We start from the raw sequence: 15105 nt of genomic DNA, 5'->3' as shown, positions 1-15105 counted from the left end.
ACGCCGGGGAGGAGTCACGGAATCACCCGACCTCCGGCCGCCACCGCGACCGCCCGCGCAGTGGCACCATGTCCCTTGGCCGCTCAGCGTCCGCGCGCCCACGACTCCCGCGCGGACCGGGCCACGAGGAGGTCGCGATGCGCTGGCTTGCGGGCTGGACCGGTAGCGCGGCACGGGCCGGGACCGCTGGCCACGAGGTGCAGCAGGCCCTCGCCCGGGTCCGCCCGCTGGCCGCCACCGCGCTGTGGACCGGCCCCGACCCGCTCTGGGCGGTCGGCGACTGGCGCCCCGCCGAGATCCGCCAGTTCGTGCTGCGGCCCAAGCAGCGCCCGGTCCGGCTGGACGGCCCGGCCGACCTGGCCGAGGACACCGAGAGCCACTGCCGGCTGCTGGTGCTCGGCCACTGCGGCGCCTCCGACCAGGAGCTGGCGGACGGCCTGGCGGCGGCCCGCGGCGGCGCGGTGCGCCACCTGACGGGCTATCCGGGCAGCTACACCGCGGTGCTGCGGATCGGCACCCGCTCCACCCTGCTGCTCACCGACCTGGCCGGGCTGCACCCGCTCTTCCACACCCCCTGGTGCGGCGGCACCGCCTTCGCCACGGCCGGCCTGCCACTGGCCGACCTGGTCGGCGCCACCGTGGACGTCGGCCATCTCGCCGCGGTGCTGGCCTGCCCCGAGTCCCCGGAGGCGATCGGCACCGGCACCCCGTACACCGGCGTGCACAAGGTCCCGCCCGGGCACACGCTGGCGATCCGCGGCGGCCGGCCCGACCACAACGACTACGACCTGGCGCCGCTGGCGGGGGAGATCGCGGAGGCGCCCGCGGTGCGGGAGCTGACCCGCAGTCTGCTGGAGTCGGTCCGCTCCCGGGTCCGCGGCGCCCCGCAGGCCCCGGAGCTGCCCCGGCCGCGGATCGGCGCCGACCTGTCGTACGGGACCGCCTCGCCGGCCCTGGCCCTGCTGGCGGCCGCGGTGCCGATCGGGCCCGCGCCGGGGGCGCCCGGCACGTCCGAGGCGGGCCTTTCCGCCGGGCCGGCCAGTGACCGGTTGACCAGGACCGGGGCGGTCAAGGGCTCCTGGGTGGACCGCCAGCCGGCGGCGGACCGGGCCGAGTCCGCCGACCTGCTCACCGCCGTCACTTCCCACGAGTCCCCCCGCCCGGCCCCCGAGCCGCCGCCGCAGGCGGGCCGGGCCCGGCTGCGGCACACCGTGCTGGCCGCCGCCCCGCACACGCTGCCCTACGCGGAACTGGTCGACGACCCGCTGGCCGGCCCGCTCACCGACCACCCCGGCCGCGCCCTGGTCAGCGCCGCCGCCACCGCCGCCCGGCTCAGCGCGGGCGGCGCCGACCACCTGACCGGCCACGGCGCCCGCTAGGTGCTGGACGGCCACCCGGCCCGCCTGGCCGACCTGATCCGGGCCGGCCGGCCGCGTGAACTGCTGCCGCCGGTGGCCGCCTTGGCCGGGGCGGACCGGGCGATCACCGGCACCCTGGCCGGCGCGGTGCGCACCCCGGTCACCGTGCTGCGCGCGGCCCACCGGCTGGCCCGCGGGAGGTACGCGGAGGCGCTGGACGATGTGGCGGTGCAGTTGACGGCCCGTCGGGGCCCCGAGCGCCGGAGCGCGCGCCCCGGCGCACCGCTCACCGCGGGCGCTCACTCGGCCGCCGACCTCGCCTGGGTGGTCCCCGGCCCGGCCGCCCGCTTCCTCTCCGACGACGCGTTGAGCGCGGTGGCGCTGCGGCTGCGGGTGGCGGCCCGTCAGCCGGCCCCCGCCGAGCACCCGGGGGCGCGCCGCGCCAAGCTGGCGCTCCATCACCACGCCGGCAGCTACCGGATCCTGGTCCAGGCCACCGAGCAGCGCGGCCAGCGGCTGCACGCGCCGTTCTTCGACAACCGGGTGGTGCGCGCCGCCCGCTTGCTGCCGGCCGATGTCCGGCTGCAGCCCGGCGCCCGGCACGCGCTGCTGCGCGCGGTGCTGGCCGGTGCCGGCCGCCCGGACCTGCCGGCCGACTGGGGCCGGGCCCCGCGTCCGGACCGCGCCGCCGCCGCCCGCGCCGGACTGCGGCAGGCCGCCGACGCGCTGGCCGACCTGTTCCGCGCCCCCCTGCTCGCCGAAGCCGGCCTGATCGACCTGCCCACCGTCCGCCGCGCCCTGGGCACTGCCGCGGACCCCTACGGCGACCTCCCGCGCACCGCCCTGGACGGCCTGGCCGACCTGATCGCCACCGAACTCTGGCTGCGCCGGTACGCGGCCCGCCGGGCCGGAACCTGCTGGGAGGGGATGCCGATGCCCGAGCGCCGGGCGCTGGCCGGGGAGCGGTCGAGTTGAACCGGCCGTGAGCGACCGGCTGGTGGGCGGGGCGCGGCCGGCTGCCGCGTGGCCTCCGGGTCCGAGCCACCGTCAGGGGCGGCCGGGACAGGTGATCGCGGTCCGCGACTGAGCGAGGGCGGCCGACCCGGCCTCGTGCCTCCCGCGCTCCCGCCCCCGCCCGTCCCATCATGGGCTGCATGACCGCCACCGAGCCCGCCGCCCGCCCGGTCCGCACCGCTGCGCCCGCGCCGAACCCGCCCGGGATCCTGGCGGCCTGCGACGGGTCCAACGGCTCGCTCTGGGCGCTGGACCGCGCGATGACCGAGGCCGAGCGCTACGCGCTGCCGCTCTACGTGCTCGGCGTGGTCGACCCGGCCCCCGGCGGCTACCCGCCGGGGATGGCGGAGCTGATGCAGGAGAGCCTGGAGCGCCTCAACGGCAGCATGGCGGACGGGCTGCGCCGCGCCGTCACCACCGTGGAGCAGGCCCGGCACCGGCAGTACCAGGGGGAGCTGTCGCTGCACGTGGTGCAGGGTCAGGCGGTCGAGGTGCTGCTGGCGGGGGCGGTCGGCCAGCACACCCTGGTGGTGGGCGCGCGTGGGAACGGGGGGTTCAGCCGGCTGCTGCTCGGCTCGGTCAGCACGGCAGCCGTGCACCACGCGTCCTGCCCGGTCCTGGTGGTCCCGGCCCCGCCCGCGCGGGGGTAGTCAGGCTGCGGCGCGGGCCGACTCCCAGGCGGCGAGCACGGCGGCGGCCTCCTGGTCGAAGGCGGGGTTGACCGGCTTGCGCAGGCGGTCGACGGGGGCGAGCAGGGGCTGCGACCGGCCGGCGGTGAGGGTGACCTTGATCTGGCGGCGGCCCTTGAAGCCGGTGCGGTGCACGACGGCGACATCGGTGACGTTCGACCACGGGATACGGCTGCGCAGGCCGCCGGGCCACCGCTGGGTGATCCCGGCCGCGTCGACCCGGACCGAGGCGAAGGTGAGCCAGAGGACCAGGAGGCTCCAGAACGCGAGGGCGGCCCCGCCGCTCCTGAGGACGGACCCGACCTCCGGAGCGGCGCTCGCGAGCACGAAGAACAGCGCCGACAGCAGCCAGCAGAAGGCGGTGTACCCGGTCATGACGGCTCGGCGCCGGCGGGAGTACCTGATCGTGAGCGGGTCCATGCCTGGAGCCTAGCGAGCGCTCCTGAACGGGAGCCGGCCAGTGGCGGCGGCGCGGACGAAGCCGTTCCAGGCGGCGGGATGGAACGCGAGCCGGGGGCCGTGGGGGCCCTTGGAGTCGCGGACAAGGCCGGGGTTGGCGTCGTCGACCTCGAGGCAAGCGCCGCCATCACCACTGCTGTAGCTGCGATTCCGTCAACTCAAGGGATTCCCGGGGTGAGAGGGCCTGAGCCCGAAGCAGATCGTAGTACGCCCTGCGCGTCGCGGCCTCGTCCCTTTCCTCGATCAACGTCCCTGTACGGCTGCCCTCTTCGTATCCGACGACATTGCCGCTCGGGAGGGTCAGGATGGTGAGGGAGCCACCCAACTCAGAGTGGAAGCCTGCCGAGAATGGCATGATTTGGAATGTTACATGTCGCATCTTCGCTACGTCAGCGAGGAGTTCGAGCTGACTGCGCATTTCGGTCCGGCCTTTGGCGGAGCGTCGGAGGACGCTTTCGTCCATGACGAACCAGTAGCGAGGCGGCATGGGTCCGTGGAGGCGCTGTTGCCGTTCGAGTCGTGCCTTGACCTTGTTGTCGATTTCCCTGTCCGGGGCGAATGGGTCACCTGCCCGAAGGAGTTCCCATGCGATGGCGGGTGTCTGAAGAAGTCCGTGGATGGTGTTGGTGTAGGCCTCGAAGACGACGGCCTCGGAAGCTAGCTGCATGTACCGCCGATAGCGGTCAGGGAGCTGGTACACCTTCGCATGCGGGTACAGCCTGACAAACAGGCCGTCAGTCCCGAACGCGACATCCAACTTCTCCGACAGCCCGGGCGGCGGCGGCGACTCCGCACACTCGATCCGCGACAGGTGTGCCTTCGAGAAGTTCAGGATCTCCGCCAACCTCGTCAGCGTCATCTTCCCCGCCAGCTCCCGGTGCCTGCGGATCTCCGACCCGTACAGGTCCCTCGGGGACCGTTCCGGATGCAGTTCGCGTTCGGCGAAGCCCATCGCAGCCCGCCCCCTCCGTGTCTCGGACCTTTGCTGCGCAACAGCCAGCGGCTTCCCAGGCTAGCTCCGCAGCGCGACGCTGGGGATACAGAAAGTGAAATCTCCACCCCCCAAGTTCCGCCCGGAGCGCTGCACATGACCGATAGTCAGAAAATCAGTCTCTATCCACCCGCCGCTTTCGTCGGCCGCATCCTCCCGGAGTGCGCGTGCCCGGCCGACTGCGGTGGCCGGCCCGAGGCCACCCGCCGCCTCGCCCCGGCTTATCCGACCGTCCGGCCCGGTAATGCCAAGCCCCCGGCCGCGCCCTACCGGCCGACCCGGCGCGGCGAGCTGGTCTTCGACGTGCTCAACGACCGGCTCGGCATCTTCATGGACCGGATGGGCACCCGGATCTTCCTGCGCCCGGAAGGGGGCGGCCCGGAGTGGGAGGTCGACCCGCGCTGGGTGGTGAAGCCCGCATGACCGGCTACCCGAACCCGATGGCCGCTGCGGCCATCGCGGGCCGCCGCCAGGCCTCGGCCGCGGCCCACCAGTTCACCTCCGCCCTGGTGGCCGCCGAGGTGGAGCTCCCGGACCCGGTCGAAGGCTTCCGGATCACACCGACCGGCACCGTCCTGGTCCAGCTGCGTCCGCTGCTGCCGACCGAACTCCTGCTCCTCGCCCTCGCGCTGGGCCCGACCGATCAGGACAGCCCCACGTGACGCCCGAGCGGCCCGACTTCCCCCGGGCCCGCTCCGCCGCCTACGCCGTCTCCCTGGCGGGACTGTTCGCCCTGGCCGCCCTCCTCGCCGTGGTGCTCCGCTCCTGAACCCGCTTGCGGGCGGGCTGCCGCAGTGGGCACGGTGGGCCGCATGAACCGCGTGATCGTCTCCGGCAGCTCCGGCGCCGGCAAGACCACCCTGGCCACCGCCCTGGCCGCCCGCCACGGCCTGCCCAGGGTGGAACTCGACGCCCTGCACCACGGGCCCGGCTGGGTGAAGCGGCCCGAGTTCGAGGCGGACGTGGAGCGGTTCACGGCGGGGGAGCGCTGGGTCTGCGAGGAGCAGTACCAGAACGTGCTGGGCGACCTGCTCTGGGAGCGGGCCGACACCCTGGTCTGGCTCGACCTGCCCCGATGGACCGTCATGTCCCGGGTGGTCAGGCGCACCGCAGGCCGCGTGCTGGCGGGCCGTGAGCTGTGGAACGGCAACCGCGAGACCTGGCGCGACCTGCTTGACCCGGGCCACCCGGTCCGCTGGGCCTGGTCGCAGTACGAGGAGAAGCGCCGCAGGACGGCCGAGCGCCTGGCCCGGCACCCGCAGCTGACCGTGGTCAGGCTGACGAGTGCGGGCCGGGCGCGGGAGTGGCTGGCGGGCTGAGCGCGGGTCCTGAGACTCGGTCAGCGCACCCGTGAGGAGCGGCTGGGCGGGATCCGGTGCCCCAAGCGGTGCGCCAGCCCCAGCGCCGCCACCGGCAGCAGCACGGCCAGCACCGGAGCCACGTTGCGGGCCCCGCCGACGAAGCCTTCCAGGACGGTCAGGAAGACCAGCAGCGCCAACGGCGTGCCGGCCAGCGCGGCCGCGGCCGGGCCGTACCACCCGCGCAGCAGCAGCGGCACCGCGGCCACCAGCAGCGCCAGCTCGACGGCGATCGCGGTGAGCGCCAGGTACTGAGTGGCCTCCCGCAGGAAAGCCGGCTCGCCCGCGAAGAAGCCGAACTGGATGATCACCCCGCCGACCAGGGCCCCGGCCAGCGCGCCCAGGCGGGTGCGCCAACTGGGCGGGCCGAGCAGGTCCCGGGGCGCGGCGAGCAGGAACAGCACCCACATGGCCTGCGGTCCGTGCTCGATCAGCAGCATGAGCAGGGTGCGGCTGTTCAGTATGTCCGACAGGCTGCTGAGACCGGTGGTGCAACTCGCCAGCAGGGCGATCGGGGCCAGCACGCGGGCCGGCGTCCACCGGCCGAGCGTCGCGGCCACGGCGGCGGCCAACGCGAGCAGCAGGCCCACGATCTGGACGATCCCGAGCACCGGGTGCGCAGACCAGACCCAGTGGAAGTTGCTGCCCTGCCGCAGCAGGTACGGCAGCATGATCAGGTGCGCCAGTGCCTCACCGGCCGCCGCCACCGCCGCGAACGGCGCCACCAGCGCGGTCAGCTGGGCGGCCACCCCGGCCGAGCCAAGGCCGACCCGCAGCCGCAACCCGTGCCCGGCCAGGTCGAACAGCTCGCGCGCCACCGCCCAGCGGTCGGCACCCGCCGTGCTCTCGGTGAAGGTCGCGGTCAGCTCCTCGCCCCACTCGCGTCGGTAGCCGGTCGGGTGCAGCGCCAGCGCCAGGCGCAGTGCCCGGGCGCTCATGAGGCGAACCCGGGCTGCGGGGCGGGGCGGCGGGCCGCGGCGAGCCGCTGCTCGGCCTGGGCGGCGATCCGGCGCAGGCGCTCGGCCTCGGCGGCGAGCAGCTCGCGGCCGGAGCCGCTCAGCGCGTAGGTCTTGCGGGCCCGCCCGTCCACCACCTCCTCGCCGACTACCTCGATCAGTCCCTGGCCCAGCAGGCGGTCCAGCGCCCCGTAGAGCGTCCCGGTCCGCAGCTTGACCCGACCGTCGGAGATCGCCGAGACCTCCTGGATGAGCGCGTAGCCGTGCCGGGGGGCATCGGCCAGCGCGGTGAGCAGGAGCAGCGTGGGCTCCTGAAGGGTGCGTTCGGTCACAGGACTACATATATCGTCTACCGGCATATGCCGTCCAGAGTTTTCTCCGGCAGACTGCACGACGAAGCCCCCGGGGCGCACCCCAGGGGCTGTGTCGTGAACCGAGGCCCGCCTACTGGCCCAGGAAGTTCGCCAGGTCCCGCTCCAGCGCGGCCCTCGGCTTGGCGCCCACGATGCTCTGCGCGACCTCGCCGGCGACGTAGACGTTCATCAGCGGGATCGACATCACGCCGTACTTGGTGGCGGTCTCCGGGTTCTGGTCGATGTTGAGCTTGACGATCTCGATCTTGTCGCCGTGCTCGGCGGAGATCGCCTCCAGCACGGGGGCGACCATCCGGCACGGGCCGCACCACTCGGCCCAGAAGTCGACCAGGACCGGCTTGTCGCTCTTCAGGACCACGTCGTCGAAGTCTGCATCGGTCACGTCACGCATCTCGGGAGCCTTTCTCGGGGGTACGGGCGCCCACATCCTAGGCAGGCCGGGTGCGACGGCCGGGAATACGCGGCGGGAATGCTGGGCGGCCCGGTTTGGTTGAATCTTCACAGTTCGTCCCCGCACTGACAGGAGCCCCTCCCCCATGAAGGTCGAGATCTACTCGGACATCGCCTGCCCGTGGTGCTACATCGGCAAGCGCCGGTTCGACCGGGCGGTGGAGCAGTTCGGCGGCGAGGTGGAGGTCGTCTACCGCCCGTACCAGCTGGTGCCGGACGCCCCCGCCGCAGCCACCCCGCACCGCGCCTGGCTGGCCGAGCGATACGGGCCGCAGTCCCGCGCGATGGACGACCGGGTCGCCGAGCTCGGCCGCGCCGAGGGCATCGCCTACGACTTCGACGCCGCGCTGGAGGTCAACACCTTCCTCGGCCACCGACTGCTGCACCTGGCCGGAACCGAGTTCGGTGCCGAGCGGCAGGGCGCGCTCAAGGAGGCCCTGCTGGCGGCCCACTTCTCCGACGGGGTGGACGTCGGCGACCCGGCCGCGCTGACCGAGGTCGCGGTGGCGGCCGGCCTGCCGCGCGAGCGGGTCGAGCAGTACCTGGCGGGGGACGAGGGCAGCGCCGAGGTCCGGGCCGAGCTGGCGCGCGGCCGCGAACTCGGCATCTCCGCCGTGCCCACCTTCGTCTTCGAGGGCCGCTGGGCGGTCCAGGGCGGCCAGGAGACCGAGACCTTCGTGCAGGTGCTCCAGCAGGTCACCGCCGAGACCGCCGCCGAGGGGGCCGCCGCCGACCCGGCCCAGGCTCCGGCGGCCGGCGACGGGGACGCCTGCGCGGACGGGGTCTGCTCAGTCTGACCCGCCGTCGGCCCGCGCTTCACCTGCTGACGGGCCGTCAGCAGGTGAAGCGTGCTTCGGCCCAGTCCGCCAGTGCGGGTTCGGCCCAGAAGCCGTCGACCGGGTCCACCTCGAGCTGCAGCTGCCGCACGCCGGCCAGCGGCACGTGCACCGCCACGGGGGCGTCGCCCCGGCGCAGCGGGCCGGAGCGCCAGAGCCGCCGGTCGTCCTGGTCGCGCAGCGTGAACCGCATCGCGCCCGGGACCAGCGTCGTGTCGTCCACCCCGGCCAGGGCGTCGTAGGCCAGGCAGGAGCGGTTCAGGTCGATCGTCACCGTCGACGGGGTGTGCACCGTCAGCCCGCGGTTGTAGTAATCGCCCGCGATCCACAGCCCCGTGCGCTGCAGCAGCAGCCAGTCGCTGTCCTGCCGGTCGATGCTCGGGCCGGTCGGAACGCGGCGGGGGCTCGGGGGGCTGAACGGCAGCTGGTCCACCCAGAAGCTGCTCGGCAGCGGGGTGGGCACCGGCGGGGGCGAGACGCTGGGCACCGGCGGGACCGGCGGCAGCGGGACCGGTGGCGGCGACACGCTCGGCACCACCGGGCTCGGGCTGGGGCTCGGCGGCGGGGGCGTCGGCTTCGGCGGCGGGGTGGGGCGCGGCTTGGCCCGGGTCGGGCTCGGCGGCGGGGGCGTGGGGGACGGGGCCGGCGTGGTCGGCACCGGCGCCGGGGGCGGCGCGGCCGCCGGCGGGAGTGTCGGGGCGGCCGGGGCGCTGCTCGGTACCGGCGCGGCGACCGGCGGTGGCGCCTGTTCCGGCGAGCCGGTCAGCGCGTAGGCGACCGCGGCGACCACGGCCACCGCGACGCCCGCGGCGATCGCGGCCTTGCCGACCGTGCCGAGTCCCTCGGCCGCGGCCCCGGCGCCACCGCCGGCCGAACCACCGGCACCCGCACCGGCTCCCGCTGCTCCCGCGGCCCCGGCCGCACCGGCGCCCGCCGCGCTGCCGACCGCAGCGCCACCGACTGTCCCACCGGTCGCGGCCGCCGCGACACCACCGGCGGCGGCCCCGCCGGCCGCACCACCGGCCACCGCGGCTGCGGCGAAGGCCGAGAACGCCCCGGCCCCGATCCAGGCCAGCACCCCGCCGGGCAGCAGCAGCCGCAGCGCGTGGTTGATGTCGACCAGCTCCAGCAGGGCGGCCGTGCAGCGCGGGCAGTCCCGCACGTGCTGGCCGACCTCGGTGGCGGCCCGCTTGCGCAGCGCGCCGCGCGCGTACTGGCCCAGTCGGCTGGCGTACTCCTCGCAGCCCTGCTCCTGCACGTCGGAGACGTGCGCCTGCAGGAAGGCGGCGGCCAGCCGGGACCTGGCCCGGTGCGCCTGCACGGCGGTGGCGTTGGCGGTCTTGCCGAGCAGCACCGCGACGGTCTTCGGCGACTCCTGCTCGACCTCGGTGTGCCAGAGCAGGACCCGGTCGTCCTCGGGCAGTTCGACGAAGGCCCGCATCACCATCCGCTGGTCGGCCAGCGCCATCGCCCAGGTGTCGGCGCCCGGGTCGGCGAGGTCGAAGTCCACCGCTGCGGCGGCCGCGGACTGGGTGAAGGTGCCGAAGTCGTCGACCAGTTGTTCGCGCCGCTCGCTGCGGGCCCAGGCGGCGGCCACGTTGCGCACCGCGGTCAGCAGGTAGGCGCGGACCGCGAACTCGGGGCCCTTGCCCGCCTTCAGCGCTTGCAGGGTGCGGGCGAACACCTCGCCCGCCAAGTCCTCGGCGGTGAAGCTGTCCCGGCAGCAGGTCCGCGCGTAGCGGCGCACCGCCTCCGCGTGCCGGCGGTAGATCTCCTCGTACGCGGTGTCGTCACCGGCCCGCACCAGCGCCGTCAACTCGGCGTCGGAGGGCGGCCGGTCGCCGTCCACCGGATCGGCCGGCGGCGGCACCTTCGCGTAGCCGGGGCGGCGCTCCTCGTCCCCGTGGCCGGGGTCGCGCTCCTCGCCCGCGGCGATGAAGGCCTCCGGCGTCACCCCGCCCTGGCCGGCCACCGCCTGCCCGGGGACCCGGGGACCGCTGGGACTGCCGTGGTTGCCGGGGCTCAGCGACTCGCGCACCGGAGCCCCGCCCTGGCCCGGGACCTGACCGGTCACCGCCTCGGCGTCGGGCTCGACGCTCTGCTCGTCCTGCTCCTCGGCACTCATCGGTCCGCCTCGTCCGATCCGAGCCCGGTCGACGCACTCCCCGCGCATGCGCCGCGCACAGGGGCAGCACCGAACGGCGGCCGTGCGCCGGGGCGCCGCGCGAGGACCTCGGCCCCGCTGAGGGTGCGCACCCGGACATTGGCTCCAACCACGGCCAAAGAATGGCATAGCGGTGGGGGCACCGGAAGCTCGATGCCGGTCGACCCACTCTTCCGGGGAGGCGTCCGAGTGCCCGTTCCCCCAACTCTGTTGACGCGAAGTCGACCGGCGCACGCTGCGGGCGCGCTCCCAGGCGCGCCCGGCCGGCTCCGGGTCAGCTCGCGCGCAGGCCGTCCAGCAGGATCCGCAGCAGCCGCTCGCCCGGATCGGCGCCCTCCCCGCCCGAGGCCCGGCCGATCGACGGCGGCACCGCGGCGGTCAGCACCAGCACCACCTCCGACACGGTGACCCCCGGCCGCAGTTCGCCGGCCGCCGCGGCCCGGGCCACCAGGGCGGCCAGCAGCTGCAGCAGCAGCCGCGGATCGGCCCGCAGCGGGCCGGCCTCGACCGCATCGACGGGTGCCGCTCCGAGACCGCCCGGGTAGGCCGCACCGCCGCCGTGGCCGCCGAAACCGGCGTAGCCGTCCGGCGAGAGCCGCTGCTCGGGCACCCGGGCCAGCTCCTCGGCGTAGCCGAAGGCCTCCGGCGGCAGCAGTCGGCCGGCGCCGGAGCCCACCGCGGTGGCCAGGTAGCCGGCCAGCGCCTCCCACGGCCCGGCCGGACCGTACAGCGCCTCGCGGGCCCGCGCCGTCAGCCAGGCCACCTCCTCGGCGGCGATCCGCTGGACCAGCACCTCCTTGCTGGGGAAGCGCCGGTACACCGTGCCGACCCCGACCCCGGCCCGCCGCGCCACCTCCTCCATGGGCGCGTCGTACCCCAGTTCGCCGAAGACCTCGCGGGCCGCCCGCAGCACGCTCTCCAGATTGCGCCGCGCGTCCACCCGCAGCCGGGGTGAGCCGGAGCGCCGTTCCATGGCGGGGGAGTGGTCCGCCACCGGTTCCCTGGGCAGGCGCTGTTCGGGCACCACGGGCGTACCCGGTCCGATCTGCGGCTGCGCGGCCTCGCCGAGCAGGTGATCCTGATCCATCGTTCCCAACCCTCCCCCGGAGGAGCCCGCGGGCTCCTGTGCGTAGTCGTCGCGCCCGTGTCGGCACGGGCTTGGCCCAGGCCTGGCCCAAGCTCTAGCGCCCCCGCAGCGCGGTCCCCGTCGCACCCGGGCGGGGATCAGCCGCGGTCTACCCTTCCCCGTTTGGGCGTGGGACAGTCGGGCCGGTCGGCCAACGGTAAATCAGGCGGTAATGGATTCACCACCCGGGGTGACGACTGACCGCGGGCCAACGAAGGATCCGGTCGGGCGAATCCGGTCCGGAGTGTGGACAACTGCGGCCTCCGCAGGGCGTCATTGGTGCGTGAACCAGGTCACGACGGCAGGGGGTGGCATCATCCGGATCCTGATCGTGGGCGGCGGTCCGGCAGGGCTGACCGCGGCCCAGCGGCTCCAGCGGGCGCTGCGCGACCAGCTGCGGACCGGCCGGGCGCAGATCACCCTGGTCGAGGCCGCACCCTACCTGACGTACCGTCCGCTACTGCCCGAGGTCGCCGCCGGTTCCGTCGACCCGCGCCACGTGGTGGTACCGCTGCGCCCGGCGCTGCCCGACTGCACGGTGCTCACCGCCCGGATCTCCCGGATCGACCACTCCCGGCGCCTCGCCTGGATCGCGCCGCAGGACGGCGTCGAGGTCGAACTACCCTACGACGAGCTGGTGCTGACGGTCGGTTCGGTCTCCCGCACCCGGCCGGTGCCCGGCCTGGCCGAGCACGGCCTGGGCTTCGAGACGGTCGGCGAGGCGGTCTCGCTGCGCAACCACGTGCTCGCCCAGCTGGACCTCGCCTCCTCCACCCGGGACCCGGAACTGCGCCACGCCGCGCTCACCTTCGTCTTCGTCGGCGCCGGCTACGGCGGGGTCGGCGCGCTCGCCGAGCTGGAGGACATGGCCCGGTACGCGATCCGCGAGTACCCCACCATCCAGCCGGACGACCTGCGCTGGGTGCTGGTCGAGGCCACCGACCGGATCCTCGCCGAGGCCGCCCCCGAACTCGCCGCACACGCCCTGGCGCAGCTGCGCGAGCGGAACGTGGACGTCCGGCTGTCCACCCAACTGGACTCCGCCCAAGGCCTGATCACCCTCTCCGACGGCACCCGGTTCGCCGCCCGCACCCTGGTCTGGACGGCCGGCGTACGCCCCGCCCCGCTGCTCGCCGCGACCGACCTGCCGCTGGGCGCCGGCGGCCGGGTGGAATGCCTGGACACGCTCCAGGTGGCCGGCCCCGACGGCCGCCCGCTGCCCGGCGCCTGGGCGGCCGGCGACTGCGCGGCCGTGCCCGACCCGCCGCACGGCAGCTGTCCGCCCAACGCCCAGCAGGCCCTGGCCCAGGCGGCCCGGCTCGCCGACAACCTGGTCGCCGTCGCGGCCGGACGGCCCGCGCAGGCCTACCTGCCGGAGCGGACCCTCGCCTCCGCCTCGCTCGGCCTGCACCGCGCCGTCGCCCACACCGGCGGGCGCAGCCGCACCGGCCGCCGGGCCTGGCTGCTGCACCGGGCCCGCACCCTGCGCCGGCTGCCCAGCACCGACCGGCGGATCCGGGTACTGGCCGACTGGCTGCTCGGCGCCCTGTTCAGCCGGGAGGTGGCCTCGCTGGCCGCGGTCGAACACCCGCGCGCCGAATTCCGGGCGGCAGTCGGCGAGCACGACCACTGACGGTCACCGGCCGGGCCGTACAACACGACCAACACACGTACGACTTCCGGAATCCTGCCTACACCTGACAGGATCTGCCTGTCAGCCCGTCACGTCGAGTGCGGACACCAGTACGAAACGTGATGGACCGCGAGCCAAGGAAAGCGACAGTCGGTTGAACCTCATGCGCTGGAGTGCGCGGCTCACCGGGGCCCCGTGGCGCGTCGCTCCGCCCCAGGACGACCCTGTCCCCGCGCTGCCCGGACAGCGGGACCCGCTCGGCCCGACCGGTCTGGTCGGCCCCGAGCAGCTGCTCGACCTGCACGAGCTCTACGACCTGTGCGACGTGCTCGGCCGGCTGCCCGCCCCGGTGGTGATCACCTACGGCGCCCGCCACCGGCTCGGCTACGCCAACGACGCCTACCGCGAGCTCTTCGGCAGTCGGCACGCCGGCCTGCCCGCCGACGAGGCGCTGCCCGAGCTCACCGAGCTCGGCCTGCCCTCGTTGCTCGACCAGGTGCTCCGCTCCGGCCGCGGCCGCTCGGTCAAGGCCCGCAGCATCACCGACCCGTCGGGCCGGCAGCGCTGCTTCAACGTCTCCTGCGTCCCACTTCACTCGAACGAGCGAACCGGCACCCGCGACGGCCAGCCACCCGCGGTCGGCGTCCTGGTCTTCGCCGCCGAGGTCACCGACCAGGTGCACGCCGCCGCCCGGCTGCGCGAGGCCGAGCGACGCCAGCGCGAAGCCGCCGTCACCCTGCAGCGCAGCCTGCTGCCGCAGGAACTCGACCAGCCCGCCGAACTCCAGGTCGCCGCCACCTACCAGCCCGGCGGCGCCGACGCTGCCGTCGGCGGCGACTGGTACGACGTGATCAGCCTGCGCGGTGGCCGCACCGCCCTGGTGATCGGCGACGTGATGGGCCGCGGTCTGCGCGCCGCCGCCGTGATGGGCCAGCTGCGCACCGCCGTGCGGGCCTACGCCCGGCTCGACCTGCCGCCGCACCAGGTGATGAGCCTGCTGGACGCGATCGCCGTGGAGATCGACGCCAACCAGATCGCCACCTGCCTCTACGCCGTCTACGACCCGCCGCCGGCCGCCGGCCTGGGGTACGCCCACACCGGCACTCTCACCTACGCCTCGGCCGGCCACCTACCGCTGATGCTGCGCGGTCCCGACGGCACCGTGCTCCAGGGCGAGCAGCAGAACGGCCCGCCGCTCGGCACCGGTGGCGGCACCCACACCTCGCACACCCTGCGCCTGCTGCCCGGGACCACCGGCGTCCTCTACACGGACGGTCTGGTGGAGCGCCGAGACCAGGACATCGACCTCGGCCTGGACCGGCTCGCCCACACCCTGGGCGGCGCGATGGGCTCCCCCAAGGAGGTCTGCGCCCGCCTGCTGCGCGCCATGGGCGTCACCGCCGAGCACGACGACGACGTCGCGGTGCTGGCGTTCCGCCTCCCCGGGCCGGCCGACGAGAATCCGCTGGACACCGAGGTTGACTCCGACCTCGGACAGGTCTAGTGTTCTTCGAGCTGCCTGCAAGGAGCACTGGACGCGCTGTCTGCGCGGACGGTCCCGGCAGCCACTCCCAGCAATTCTCACTCAGCACAACTGAGCTGGTCCTTCGTGCGCTCGCACGGGGTCGGCCTGATTTGCTGTGCCGGTAATTCCGCGGAGAGCCTGGATTCGCTTTTCGGAGCGGAGTTGGGCTAAA

General features: G+C 74.8%; 15 protein-coding genes and 2 pseudogenes. 9 read left to right on the top strand and 8 right to left on the bottom strand.

The genetic code is table 11. From position 1 onward, the window contains the following. Window positions 1–137 precede the first annotated feature (137 nt). From C7C46_RS37525 to C7C46_RS00275, 3 genes are all read left to right on the top strand, one after another. A complete protein-coding gene (locus C7C46_RS37525; protein ID WP_342775352.1) occupies window positions 138–1379 on the top strand; it encodes a hypothetical protein in 1242 nt (413 codons plus the stop codon). Continuing rightward, the gene (locus C7C46_RS37520) at window positions 1380–2333 is read left to right on the top strand and encodes an asparagine synthase-related protein (protein WP_342775351.1); all 954 of its coding nucleotides are present in this window, start codon (window positions 1380–1382) and stop codon (window positions 2331–2333) included. Window positions 2334–2512: 179 nt separating this feature from the next. Next, entirely contained in the window at window positions 2513–3022 is a 510-nt protein-coding gene (locus C7C46_RS00275) for a universal stress protein (protein WP_181442106.1), read from the top strand. Here C7C46_RS00275 and C7C46_RS00270 read toward each other — a convergent pair whose 3' ends face one another. The 3 genes and pseudogenes from C7C46_RS00270 to C7C46_RS00260 form a co-directional block, all read right to left on the bottom strand. Continuing rightward, complete coding sequence (locus tag C7C46_RS00270) at window positions 3023–3481, bottom strand: hypothetical protein (protein ID WP_110664473.1); 459 nt, start codon at window positions 3479–3481, stop codon at window positions 3023–3025. It lies immediately after the preceding gene. 9 nt (window positions 3482–3490) lie between these two features. Then, window positions 3491–3604: pseudogene (locus C7C46_RS00265) on the bottom strand (DUF397 domain-containing protein); the annotation flags it as partial. A 43-nt stretch (window positions 3605–3647) separates the two neighbouring features. Further along, entirely contained in the window at window positions 3648–4472 is an 825-nt protein-coding gene (locus tag C7C46_RS00260) for a helix-turn-helix domain-containing protein (RefSeq protein WP_110664472.1), read from the bottom strand. A 135-nt stretch (window positions 4473–4607) separates the two neighbouring features. Here C7C46_RS00260 and C7C46_RS00255 point away from each other — a divergent pair, with 135 nt between their 5' ends. The 3 genes from C7C46_RS00255 (at window position 4608) to C7C46_RS00245 (ending at window position 5830) form a co-directional block, all read left to right on the top strand. Then, window positions 4608–4934, top strand: coding sequence for a hypothetical protein (locus C7C46_RS00255; protein ID WP_110664471.1), 327 nt, complete (start codon window positions 4608–4610; stop codon window positions 4932–4934). Then, window positions 4931–5173, top strand: coding sequence for a hypothetical protein (locus tag C7C46_RS00250; protein ID WP_110664470.1), 243 nt, complete (start codon window positions 4931–4933; stop codon window positions 5171–5173). Before C7C46_RS00255 ends, C7C46_RS00250 begins: the two co-directional genes overlap by 4 nt. Before the next feature lie 150 nt (window positions 5174–5323). Beyond that, complete coding sequence (locus C7C46_RS00245; RefSeq protein WP_110664469.1) at window positions 5324–5830, top strand: P-loop NTPase family protein; 507 nt, start codon at window positions 5324–5326, stop codon at window positions 5828–5830. 20 nt (window positions 5831–5850) lie between these two features. On the opposite strand, the gene C7C46_RS00240 is transcribed toward C7C46_RS00245, so the two are convergent. From C7C46_RS00240 to trxA, 3 genes are all read right to left on the bottom strand, one after another. After that, entirely contained in the window at window positions 5851–6807 is a 957-nt protein-coding gene (locus C7C46_RS00240) for a hypothetical protein (protein WP_110664468.1), read from the bottom strand. Further along, window positions 6804–7157: a PadR family transcriptional regulator gene (locus tag C7C46_RS00235; protein WP_110664467.1), complete on the bottom strand. Its 354-nt coding sequence runs from the start codon at window positions 7155–7157 to the stop codon at window positions 6804–6806. Before C7C46_RS00235 ends, C7C46_RS00240 begins: the two co-directional genes overlap by 4 nt. Before the next feature lie 112 nt (window positions 7158–7269). Further along, complete coding sequence (gene trxA, locus C7C46_RS00230) at window positions 7270–7590, bottom strand: thioredoxin (RefSeq protein WP_110664466.1); 321 nt, start codon at window positions 7588–7590, stop codon at window positions 7270–7272. A gap of 145 nt (window positions 7591–7735) precedes the next feature. On the opposite strand from trxA, the gene C7C46_RS00225 reads away from it, so the two are divergent. Continuing rightward, window positions 7736–8446, top strand: coding sequence for a DsbA family oxidoreductase (locus C7C46_RS00225; RefSeq protein WP_110664465.1), 711 nt, complete (start codon window positions 7736–7738; stop codon window positions 8444–8446). A 37-nt stretch (window positions 8447–8483) separates the two neighbouring features. On the opposite strand, the gene C7C46_RS00220 is transcribed toward C7C46_RS00225, so the two are convergent. Together C7C46_RS00220 and C7C46_RS00215 are read right to left on the bottom strand one after the other, a co-directional pair. Continuing rightward, entirely contained in the window at window positions 8484–10610 is a 2127-nt protein-coding gene (locus C7C46_RS00220) for a sigma-70 family RNA polymerase sigma factor (protein WP_110664464.1), read from the bottom strand. A gap of 313 nt (window positions 10611–10923) precedes the next feature. After that, window positions 10924–11736 carry a TetR/AcrR family transcriptional regulator gene (locus tag C7C46_RS00215; RefSeq protein ID WP_342775350.1) on the bottom strand — a complete coding sequence of 271 codons (813 nt, stop codon included), beginning with the start codon at window positions 11734–11736 and terminating at the stop codon, window positions 10924–10926. Window positions 11737–12058: 322 nt separating this feature from the next. Between C7C46_RS00215 and C7C46_RS00210 the strand changes: the two genes are divergently transcribed. Then, window positions 12059–13408 (top strand): NAD(P)/FAD-dependent oxidoreductase, encoded by a 1350-nt coding sequence (locus C7C46_RS00210; RefSeq protein WP_245983923.1) that lies wholly within the window; start codon window positions 12059–12061, stop codon window positions 13406–13408. 154 nt (window positions 13409–13562) lie between these two features. Continuing rightward, window positions 13563–14861, top strand: a pseudogene (locus tag C7C46_RS00205) (PP2C family protein-serine/threonine phosphatase); the annotation flags it as partial. Window positions 14862–15105: the final 244 nt, after the last annotated feature.

Origin of the sequence: Streptomyces tateyamensis (assembly GCF_003205575.1) — a bacterium.
In the GTDB taxonomy this organism is placed as follows: Bacteria; Actinomycetota; Actinomycetes; order Streptomycetales; family Streptomycetaceae; genus Kitasatospora; species Kitasatospora tateyamensis.
Note: the sequence above shows the minus strand (reverse complement) of the source record. Positions and strands in the feature narration are given on the sequence as shown.

What these genes read in the sequence shown, in the direction of transcription:
- C7C46_RS37525 (WP_342775352.1), top strand. Translation starts at nt 138, where the DNA reads ATGCGCTGGCTTGCGGGCTGGACCGGTAGCGCGGCACGGGCCGGGACC.
- C7C46_RS00275 (WP_181442106.1), top strand. Translation starts at nt 2,513, where the DNA reads ATGACCGCCACCGAGCCCGCCGCCCGCCCGGTCCGCACCGCTGCGCCC.
- C7C46_RS00270 (WP_110664473.1), bottom strand. Translation starts at nt 3,481, where the DNA reads ATGGACCCGCTCACGATCAGGTACTCCCGCCGGCGCCGAGCCGTCATG.
- C7C46_RS00260 (WP_110664472.1), bottom strand. Translation starts at nt 4,472, where the DNA reads ATGGGCTTCGCCGAACGCGAACTGCATCCGGAACGGTCCCCGAGGGAC.
- C7C46_RS00255 (WP_110664471.1), top strand. Translation starts at nt 4,608, where the DNA reads ATGACCGATAGTCAGAAAATCAGTCTCTATCCACCCGCCGCTTTCGTC.
- C7C46_RS00250 (WP_110664470.1), top strand. Translation starts at nt 4,931, where the DNA reads ATGACCGGCTACCCGAACCCGATGGCCGCTGCGGCCATCGCGGGCCGC.
- C7C46_RS00245 (WP_110664469.1), top strand. Translation starts at nt 5,324, where the DNA reads ATGAACCGCGTGATCGTCTCCGGCAGCTCCGGCGCCGGCAAGACCACC.
- C7C46_RS00240 (WP_110664468.1), bottom strand. Translation starts at nt 6,807, where the DNA reads ATGAGCGCCCGGGCACTGCGCCTGGCGCTGGCGCTGCACCCGACCGGC.
- trxA (WP_110664466.1), bottom strand. Translation starts at nt 7,590, where the DNA reads ATGCGTGACGTGACCGATGCAGACTTCGACGACGTGGTCCTGAAGAGC.
- C7C46_RS00225 (WP_110664465.1), top strand. Translation starts at nt 7,736, where the DNA reads ATGAAGGTCGAGATCTACTCGGACATCGCCTGCCCGTGGTGCTACATC.
- C7C46_RS00220 (WP_110664464.1), bottom strand. Translation starts at nt 10,610, where the DNA reads ATGAGTGCCGAGGAGCAGGACGAGCAGAGCGTCGAGCCCGACGCCGAG.
- C7C46_RS00215 (WP_342775350.1), bottom strand. Translation starts at nt 11,736, where the DNA reads ATGGATCAGGATCACCTGCTCGGCGAGGCCGCGCAGCCGCAGATCGGA.